The sequence below is a fragment of the Deltaproteobacteria bacterium genome (genome assembly GCA_009930495.1).
In the GTDB taxonomy this organism is placed as follows: domain Bacteria; phylum Desulfobacterota; class Desulfovibrionia; order Desulfovibrionales; family Desulfomicrobiaceae; genus Desulfomicrobium.
Window position 1 is genome coordinate 1 of record RZYB01000142.1, and the last position, 6,835, is coordinate 6,835.

Annotated in this window: 10 protein-coding genes; 5 read left to right on the forward strand and 5 right to left on the reverse strand. The window is 61.4% G+C overall.

Annotation, left to right across the window (positions count from 1 at the left end; all coding sequences use genetic code 11):
- The 4 genes from EOL86_10875 to EOL86_10890 all read right to left on the reverse strand — a co-directional run.
- Positions 1-251 (reverse strand): 3-deoxy-manno-octulosonate cytidylyltransferase (locus EOL86_10875; protein ID NCD26076.1); only part of this gene is annotated, 251 nt, incomplete at its 3' end.
- Positions 252-253: 2 nt separating this feature from the next.
- Positions 254-1,525: a 3-deoxy-D-manno-octulosonic acid transferase gene (locus EOL86_10880; protein ID NCD26077.1), complete on the reverse strand. Its 1,272-nt coding sequence runs from the start codon at positions 1,523-1,525 to the stop codon at positions 254-256.
- On the reverse strand, positions 1,516-2,433 hold the full coding sequence (locus EOL86_10885; protein NCD26078.1) for a D-alanine--D-alanine ligase: 918 nt from the start codon (positions 2,431-2,433) through the stop codon (positions 1,516-1,518). Before EOL86_10885 ends, EOL86_10880 begins: the two co-directional genes overlap by 10 nt.
- Positions 2,390-3,058, reverse strand: coding sequence for an HD domain-containing protein (locus EOL86_10890; GenBank protein ID NCD26079.1), 669 nt, complete (start codon positions 3,056-3,058; stop codon positions 2,390-2,392). Before EOL86_10890 ends, EOL86_10885 begins: the two co-directional genes overlap by 44 nt.
- Before the next feature lie 62 nt (positions 3,059-3,120).
- Here EOL86_10890 and EOL86_10895 point away from each other — a divergent pair, with 62 nt between their 5' ends.
- The 5 genes from EOL86_10895 to EOL86_10915 are packed head-to-tail and all read left to right on the forward strand — an operon-like array spanning position 3,121 to position 6,448.
- Positions 3,121-3,348, forward strand: coding sequence for a HypC/HybG/HupF family hydrogenase formation chaperone (locus tag EOL86_10895; GenBank protein NCD26080.1), 228 nt, complete (start codon positions 3,121-3,123; stop codon positions 3,346-3,348).
- Positions 3,335-4,417 (forward strand): hydrogenase formation protein HypD, encoded by a 1,083-nt coding sequence (gene hypD / locus EOL86_10900; GenBank protein NCD26081.1) that lies wholly within the window; start codon positions 3,335-3,337, stop codon positions 4,415-4,417. Before EOL86_10895 ends, hypD begins: the two co-directional genes overlap by 14 nt.
- Positions 4,418-4,426: 9 nt before the next feature.
- Positions 4,427-5,434, forward strand: a complete 1,008-nt coding sequence (gene hypE, locus EOL86_10905) for a hydrogenase expression/formation protein HypE (protein ID NCD26082.1) — start codon at positions 4,427-4,429, stop codon at positions 5,432-5,434.
- A gap of 1 nt (position 5,435) precedes the next feature.
- Positions 5,436-5,969 (forward strand): exonuclease, encoded by a 534-nt coding sequence (locus tag EOL86_10910; GenBank protein ID NCD26083.1) that lies wholly within the window; start codon positions 5,436-5,438, stop codon positions 5,967-5,969.
- A gap of 2 nt (positions 5,970-5,971) precedes the next feature.
- Entirely contained in the window at positions 5,972-6,448 is a 477-nt protein-coding gene (locus EOL86_10915; protein NCD26084.1) for a hypothetical protein, read from the forward strand.
- A 90-nt stretch (positions 6,449-6,538) separates the two neighbouring features.
- Here EOL86_10915 and EOL86_10920 read toward each other — a convergent pair whose 3' ends face one another.
- Positions 6,539-6,802 carry an RNA-binding protein gene (locus tag EOL86_10920; GenBank protein ID NCD26085.1) on the reverse strand — a complete coding sequence of 88 codons (264 nt, stop codon included), beginning with the start codon at positions 6,800-6,802 and terminating at the stop codon, positions 6,539-6,541.
- Positions 6,803-6,835: the final 33 nt, after the last annotated feature.

Genomic DNA, 6,835 nt, shown 5'->3' on the forward strand with positions numbered 1-6,835 from the left:
GCCTCCAGGACGCGGTCCGTGCCGCTGGGATGATCCGGGCTGGTCATGACCACGGGCACGTCCAGTTCCTTGGCCTTGGCGTGGATGCGCTCGTCGTCCGTGGCCAGGACCACGCGCGTGATGAGCGGGCAGCGCGCGGCGCGAGTGCAGACATGCCAGAACATGGGGTACTCGTTGATAAGGGCCAGTGGTTTGCCTGGAAAACGCGTGCTGGCGTACCGGGCCGGGATGATGGCGATGACCTCGGGCATGGTTACTCCTGGGAAAGGTATGGATCGAGAAGGGCGAAGCTGGCTGCGGTCGCGCCTTGGCGGGCCTGGACATAAGCCTGGAATCGGACCCGGACCTCGGCGCGAGGCGGGGCCGGGGCCAGGAGAATGGCGGCCAGCCGGACGGGATCGGCCTCGCGCTCGGCCAGACCCGCGAAAATTTCTTCTCCGACCCAGGCGAAGTTGTCCAGGTGTGGTCCCATGGCCGGGAGCACCCCTTGGGCCAGGGGTTCCAGAAAATTTTGTCCTCCCAGACGGGCCAGGCTGCCGCCGACAAAGGCGCGATGGGCCAGGGCGTAGGCTTGGGCCAGTTCCCCGAATCTATCCCAGACGAGGACTGTTCCTGGCGAAGCAGGGTCATCCAGGCAGGATCGGTTTCGGGTCGCGATGCCAGCCTTGGCCAGACGCTCGCGCCAAGTCGGACAGCGGTGCATGTGGCGGGGAAAAAGGCCGATGATGCAGTCTGGTCGCGCGGCGCGCAGGGCGTGGATCAATTCCAGCACGGGTTTTTCTTCCTCGGCGCGCACGGAGCCAAGAACGAGGAAGGGGACACGGGCCGGGATCAGCCCGCGCAGAGGATTGGCGTCTGATTCCCGGAAATGGGCATCCGCGGCCCGATCGAATTTGATGTTGCCGGTCACGGTGACGCGGTCCGGGTCAAAGATCAGCGCGAAGCGCCGGGCGTCGTCCTTGGCCATGGCTCCAACGCGGTCTGGCGCCAGCCTTGCGAGCACGGGGCGCAGGGCCAGGTATCCGGCCAGGGAAGCCGGAGTCATGCGGGCGTTGAGCACGATAACGGGGATTTTCAGGCGTGCGCAGGCCAGGAGCAGTCCCGGCCAGATTTCTGTTTCCAGAAGGACCACCACCTTGGGCCGGACGGCGCGGAGCGTGCGGGCCATGAGGGCGGGCAGGTCGAACGGGAAAAATCGTTCGTGGAGGGTGGTCTGGGGATGGATCGCGGCCGCGCTCAGAACATCGAGCCCCTGGGACGTGCAGGACGTGCCCAGAACACGCACGGGTTTGGAGTCAGCCAGTCGCGTGAATTCCGGACTACCCAGCAGGGTGGCGGCCAGGGCGCATTCTCCGGCGGACGCGCCCTGGATCCAGATATCGCACGATGGTGGCGTGTCCCACCCCAGGCGTTGGCGCCATCCGGTCCGCAATCGCTTGGAAAGAGCCAGGATCGGCAGGGCCAGGACCCACAGCAGGGAGTAGGCGAGACCGAAGAGGACAAGGCCCGGCCGGTTTAACTGCACGGGCGTTTTTTGCGCAGCCCGAGTTCGATCAGGCGGGACAGAAGTTGCTCGAAGGACAGTCCCACGGCGTGGGCCTCCTGGGGAAGCAAACTGGTGGCGGTCATGCCGGGCAGGGTGTTGACCTCCAAAATGAAGGGCGTGCCATCCTGACGGACCATGAAGTCGGCCCGGCTGTAGTCGGTCAAACCCAGGGCGTCGTGGGCGGCGCGGGCCATACGTTGCAGGGTTCGGGTCAGTTCCCCGGGAATGGGCGCGGGGCAGATTTCTTCCGAGGCTCCGGCCATGTATTTGCTTTCGTAGTCGAAAAACGCGCCATGTTTGGGCTGGATGAGAATTGGCGGCAGGGTTTCGCCTTCGAGCACGCCGCAGGTCAGTTCCTGGCCAGGGATCAACTCCTCGACCACCAAGTCCAGTCCGGCAAGTTCCGGTCTGTCCAGAAACGCTTCCAGATCCGCCTCGGTTTGGATCAGGCCAACGCCGATGCTCGACCCGCCGGTGTTGGGCTTGACGACCAGGGGAAAGGACAGGCGCGGCCGCCAGTTGGCGACATGGCAAGCCGGAACGAATTCCCAGTCCGGCGTGGTCAGTCCGGCCTCCTCGAAGAGTTGTTTGGACACGGCCTTGTTCAGGGCGAGCAGGGAGGCGCTGGACGTGGCCCCCTGGTAGGGCAGGTTGAGCCGTTCCAGGAGGCCTTGCACCAGCCCGTCCTCGCCCGGCGAACCGTGCAGGTTGATGAAGGCGAACTCCTGGTCGTGGGCCGCTGTCGCCAGACCGCGCAGATCCCGGGCCGGGTCGAACACGGTGACATCATGGCCCAGATTGGTCAGGCCGATTTCAATTTGGCGGGCCCCGTTCAGGGCCACTTCACGCTCGGCGGACCAGCCGCCAGCTATCAGTAAAATACGCATGCAGATTTTCTCCGAGAAATGTGCTGAGGATACGCTCCAGCTCCTTGCCCTGGGCGTGGGAGACCGCGATGAGGTCCCGACTGCGCTCGGTGTGGCCGTAGCGGGCATACAGATCGGCGAAGCGCTCGTCCAGGTCAACCAACCGGTCGTGCATGACCCGTTTGTCGGCGTAAATAATGGCCAGGGGCAGAAAAAAGATGTTGGGATCCAGTTCGCCTGGCCAATGAACATGATGGATGACACCCTGGGCAAGCGCGGGATTGCCGGTCAGTTCCATGACCCAGGCCGCGCCGAGCTGGCTGTGGTTGCCGCCGTGCTGGATGGAATAGGTCTTGCCCAGATCGTGCAGCAACCCCGCGGCCCGGACGCTTTGGACAAAGGTCGTGGCATTCGTGCCGGCGCGATTTCGGGCTGTCGCCAGGAGCGCCAGGGCCGTGGCCACGTCGGCCACTTTCTGGCTATGCAGCTTGATGTGATCGAACATGGCATATTTGTCCCACCACATCCGGCATTGCGCGTCCGTGGGGACCGTGCCGCTCGGCGTGACGGCGATGCGTTCCAGGGCGGGGGCGATGGCGAGGGCGGTGTGCGACATGGGCGGGTCCTGAAGCGGGAAAGAGTTCATTGACACGAAACAGGCGGGGATTTAGCAACACCGTTGACAAATTGCAAAGCGGGAGATGTGTCATGTGCCTCGCGATTCCCATGGAAATATTGAAGATTGATGGCAAGAACGCCGAAGTTCAGGTTGGTGGCGTGCGCCAGAATGTACGCCTGGACGTGATTTCGGAACCGCCCGTCGTGGGTGATTACGTTATCGTGCACGCCGGGTTTGCCTTGACCCGGCTGGACCGCGACGAAGCCATCGCCACGCTGAAACTTTTCGAGGAAGGACTGAATCTTGAACTTGTTTGACGGTTTCAAGGATCCACAGCTGTGCCGCGCGGTTTTGGAACAAATCCACGCGGAATTGGATGGCGAGTTACGCTTCATGGAGGTTTGCGGCACGCATACGGTGTCCATCTTCCGCAGCGGAGTGCGCTCCCTCTTGTCGGACAAGATCGTGCATCTGTCCGGTCCTGGCTGCCCGGTCTGTGTCACCCACGATAGCGAGGTGGCGGCGTTTCTCGACCTGGCCGAAAAAAATGTCATCATCGCCACGTTCGGTGATCTGATGCGCGTTCCCGGTCCGGATAAGCGTACCCTGAAAATGGCCCAGGCCGCCGGGGCGCGGGTCAAGGTCGTCTATTCCCCTTTTGACGCGCTCAAGATCGCCCAGGACAATCCGGGGGACAAGGTCGTCTTTTTGGGTGTCGGCTTCGAAACCACGGCTCCGGCCATTGCCGCCACCATGCGGGTCGCCCGGGAGCAGGGACTCGCTAATTTTTCCGTGCTCGGGTTCCACAAGCTGGTTCCGCCAGCCCTGGAGGCCTTGGCCGGAGATCCAGAGCTCAAGGTGCAGGCCTTCTTGCTGCCGGGCCATGTGTCGGCCATCATAGGCGTGCGTCCTTATCTTTTTCTGGCTGAAAAATACGGCATTCCGGCCGTGGTGGGCGGGTTTGAACCCCTGGACATCCTGCAGGCCCTGCATCTGTTCGTGACCATGCGTCGCGAGGGACGGGCCGAGGTGGTCAATGCCTATACCAGGGTGGTGTCCGACGCGGGCAACACCACGGCACTCGCGGTCATGGACGAGGTCTTCGCCCCTACCGACGCCCTTTGGCGTGGCATCGGCCTGATACCCGGCAGTGGTCTGGCCATCCGCGACGAATACGCGGACCATGACGCCATGCGCATTTTCGACCTGACGCTCAAGGACGTTCCCGAGATCAAGGGCTGTCGGTGCGGCGATGTCCTCAAGGGCAAAATTGGTCCCAATCAGTGTCCGCTGTTTGGCACGGCCTGCACGCCCGCCTCTCCGGTGGGCCCGTGCATGGTGTCCACCGAAGGCTCCTGCGCGGCCTATTACAAATATTCAGTATAAGGACGACTCATGTCTGAAGAACGCATTCTTTTGGACCAGGGCAGTGGTGGCAAGGCCTCGCATCGGCTCATCACGGGGTTGTTTTTGAAGTATTTGGGCAATGAGTATCTGAATCGTCTCGACGATGCCGCCTTTCTGGATGTTTCCGGCCCCATTTCCGTGAGCACGGACACCTTTACCGTCGATCCGATTTTTTTTCCGGGCGGTGATATCGGCGCCTTGGCCGTGCATGGCACGGTCAATGACGTGGCCATGCTTGGAGCCCGTCCCCGTTTTTTGACGTGCGGATTCATCATCGAGGAAGGCTTGGCCGTGGCTGATCTGGAGCGAATCGTCGCGTCCATGGGGCATGCCGCCAGCGAGGCCGGGGTCAAGGTCGTGACTGGGGACACCAAGGTCGTGCCCAGGGGCACGGTGGATAAAATTTTCATCAACACCACCGGGATCGGCGAGGTGTTCGTGCCCGACGCGCCGAGCGGACACCGGGCCGCAGCCGGTGATGCCATCTTGGTCAGCGGATGCATGGGCGATCACGGCCTGGCCATCCTGGCCCAGCGCGAGGGCTTGTCCTTCGAAGCCCCCGTGGTTTCGGACTGTGCCTCGCTCAATCATCTGATCGTGCGCCTGCTGGAAGCGATCCCCGAGGTGCACGTCCTGCGCGATCCAACCCGTGGCGGTCTGGCCACGACGCTCAATGAAATCGCAGGCCAGTCCGGCGTGGAGTGCCGCATTTTCGAGGAACACATCCCGGTCCGGCCCGAAGTCAGCGGCGGTTGTTCCTTCCTGGGCCTGGACCCCCTGTATCTGGCCAATGAAGGCAAGTTCTTGTGCATCCTGCCAGCTCGGTACGCGGACCAAGCCCTAAGCATCATGCGCGCCGACCCCTTGGGACATGACGCAACCCGGATTGGCGAAGTGCGGGCCGATCATCCGGGCAAGGTTGTTCTGGAAACACCCCTGGGTGGAACCCGGCTCATGGATATGCTTGAAGGTGAACAGTTGCCCCGTATTTGTTGAGATGCGTTCACCCCGATCCTATGTGGCCATTGATTTCGAAACCGCTGATTCCCAACGGGACAGCGCGTGCGCCGTGGGCCTGGTCAAGGTGCGGGATGGGCGCATCGAGGATAGCCTTTATGGGCTGATCCGCCCGCCTCGGTCTCGATTTTCGCCATTTTGTGTCCGCGTTCACGGTCTGCATTGGCGCGATGTCAAGGATAGTCCCAGTTTTCGGGAATTTTGGATCGAGAACGCCGATTTTTTGGAAGGCGTGGATTTTTTGGCCGCGCACAATGCCCGTTTTGATAGCTCCGTTTTGCTCACCTGCTGTTCCATGGCGGGCCTGCCTTCGCCGCGTCTGCCCTTTGTGTGCACCGTGGATCTGGCCCGCAAACTCTGGAACCTCCGACCAACCAAATTGCCGGACGTGTGCCGCTTTCTTGGCCTCGACCTCGACCATCACCATGCCCGTTCCGATGCCGAGGCCTGTGCGCGCATTGTCATGGCCGCCATGGCCGAGGACCCGGGCTGCCTGATTCCTTTTGGAGTGTGACCATGTCCCTGACCCAAGCCCAGATGCGGGCGCATATTTTTTTGATTATCCTCGATAAGTTCTCCAATAGCGCCGAGCGTCGGCATGAAGCCCTGACCGAGTATTTCGTGGTGACCATGCCCAATATCACCGCCGAAACCGCCGAGAAATTGGCCAGCCTCATCCCGGACCTCATGCCCGACCTGTACACGAAATGGATTAACCAGTTCGCCGATCGTCTGTTTGAAACCATTCCCGATGAACAGCTGCAGCATCTGTGCGATGGCAGCGTCGAAAACAACGCCGCCCTGGGTTTGGTCTTTTTGATGTTCATGGAATCGGAACGCATGGAAAAGGAAAGCGAAGAAGACCTGCGTCGCTACGCTCTGGAGCACTCCCGGGACGCGGACATGGGCGATCTTGTGGCCGTCTATCTGCGTGGCAAGGTCGCGGCCCTGCGCGAGGAAGTGGGCGGCCAGCCCGCGCCCATCGTGCATTAGGCAATTGTGGTCATTTTTTGCGAAGTTTGGTTTGATTTTTGCCAAAAAAAAGCCCGTCCAAGGACGGGCTGTATCGAGCAAGCAAGCCGCTTAGTAGCGGGGGCGGCTCTCGCGAGGCTGCGCCTCGTTGACTTTCAGGGTGCGACCCTGGCAGTCGGTGCCGTTTAATGCCTGAATAGACTTGCGGGCGCCTTCGTCGTCCATTTCCACGAAGCCGAAGCCACGGGAACGGCCGGTTTCCCGGTCTTCGATGACGTGGGCGGAACTGACCTGGCCATACTGGGAAAACATGGCGTGCAGATCAGAATCAGAGGTCGACCAGGACAAATTTCCAACATAGATGTTCTTAGACAAGACAATAACTCCAAAGAAAAAAAGGAATAAAAA

Excerpts from the sequence above, each read along its gene's own strand:
- EOL86_10885 (NCD26078.1), bottom strand. The coding sequence starts at position 2,433 with ATGCGTATTTTACTGATAGCTGGCGGCTGGTCCGCCGAGCGTGAAGTG.
- EOL86_10890 (NCD26079.1), bottom strand. The coding sequence starts at position 3,058 with ATGAACTCTTTCCCGCTTCAGGACCCGCCCATGTCGCACACCGCCCTC.
- EOL86_10895 (NCD26080.1), top strand. The coding sequence starts at position 3,121 with ATGTGCCTCGCGATTCCCATGGAAATATTGAAGATTGATGGCAAGAAC.
- hypE (NCD26082.1), top strand. The coding sequence starts at position 4,427 with ATGTCTGAAGAACGCATTCTTTTGGACCAGGGCAGTGGTGGCAAGGCC.
- EOL86_10910 (NCD26083.1), top strand. The coding sequence starts at position 5,436 with ATGCGTTCACCCCGATCCTATGTGGCCATTGATTTCGAAACCGCTGAT.
- EOL86_10915 (NCD26084.1), top strand. The coding sequence starts at position 5,972 with ATGTCCCTGACCCAAGCCCAGATGCGGGCGCATATTTTTTTGATTATC.